This is a genomic window from Citrobacter sp. TBCS-15, assembly GCF_005280815.1.
In the GTDB taxonomy this organism is placed as follows: Bacteria; Pseudomonadota; Gammaproteobacteria; order Enterobacterales; family Enterobacteriaceae; genus Citrobacter; species Citrobacter werkmanii.
Map to the genome: position 1 here is coordinate 1,071 of NZ_SZWK01000288.1, position 1,322 is coordinate 2,392.

Below are 1,322 nucleotides of genomic sequence, written 5' to 3' on the forward strand. Positions count from 1 at the left end.
CGTCATCAGCTGGATAGCTGTTAGTCTCCGCTTGGTCTTCCATTGCGCCAACTGATACTAAACCAGTTACAATTTTATGGTTAGTAAACTCTGGTTTTCCGTTACTTCCCTTGGCCATATCAGCTACGATTAGAGCTTCATTACCAAAGAAAATCTCACGTGAGTTATAATCTAATTTCATTTTTTATTTTCCTTTTTATTTTTTTATGCAGTACGTTTCCAATAATATATTGTCGTTGAACCAATTACTGCTGAACCGATATTTTCCCATGCAATCCTAAATATATATTAATCAATATCAATATTCCACATGCAAACAGGATATATTAAATCTTGTAACTGTGACATAATTTGAGCCATTGAGTATTTGTTAGGGTGTATCGATCCATAAGTAACGCCATCTGAATTTAAAGCTGACCATGTTTTTATAGACATATCATTATGTGCGTAAGTTCTCGCTGTAAAATCAGCAAACGCACACTCGTATTTACGACATAATTCTTGTATTATAGGTCTAACATTTTGAAACCACTCTACATAGGTTCTCCCAGTATTATAAACTGTTCCAACTGTTGGCAAAGTGATGATAATAGCCAAATCTTTTACGGTTTTATTATAAGCTGGTCTACCATTAACACTTGTATTTCCTCTTATTCTTTTCAATCCTTCTTCCATATTTGTTTTAAATAAGTTTAATCTTTGTTCTAGTGTTAACCCAGCGAACTTCGTATGGTTTTTATCAGCGTCATTCATTCCCCATCCAATTATTAAAAGGTCTGGGTTATGTTCCATCGATGTTTGTAAAAAACCATTAGGGTATTTTTGTAAATAGTAAGGCAAAGCATAAGTTGGGTTTCCTACCCATTCATTCGTATTTCTACCACCAAAACCATTGTTTAGTATTGATAATTTTTTTAAATCATAATTCCCTGCCTTCATTATTTTTTTAAGTGCATAATCTTTCATGCCAAAAAAAGTATCTTGAACCGATGATAGTGGAGCGTAACCAGCAGTTATACTATCTCCGTCTAATGCTATTGATATATTATTTACACCGTCATAAATTTTCTCATACCAATGCTCTAAATATTCATGTCCCCAAATAGGTGTAACTGGATATTTGTAATAATCAAACGCAGTAGTAGTTGTTGTAACAGTGTCATTACTTACTGACGGGGTATAATTTACCATTTTTTGAAAACTATCTAAATTACTCGGTACGTTGTTAGTGGATGAAGTGTAATTTAAAACTTGCATGTCTGCTAATATCATGTCAATATCAGATTGTGTAAGAGGTTTTAATCTAACATACCCTTGAATAG

2 protein-coding genes are annotated in these 1,322 nt (G+C 33.1%); both read right to left on the reverse strand.

Going from position 1 to position 1,322, the window contains the following annotated elements; translation table 11 throughout:
• On the reverse strand, positions 1–181 hold a 181-nt coding region (locus tag FDW96_RS15675), incomplete at its 3' end, for a hypothetical protein (protein WP_212732921.1).
• A gap of 107 nt (positions 182–288) precedes the next feature.
• On the reverse strand, positions 289–1,322 hold a 1,034-nt coding region (locus tag FDW96_RS15680; RefSeq protein WP_137365930.1), incomplete at its 5' end, for an SGNH/GDSL hydrolase family protein.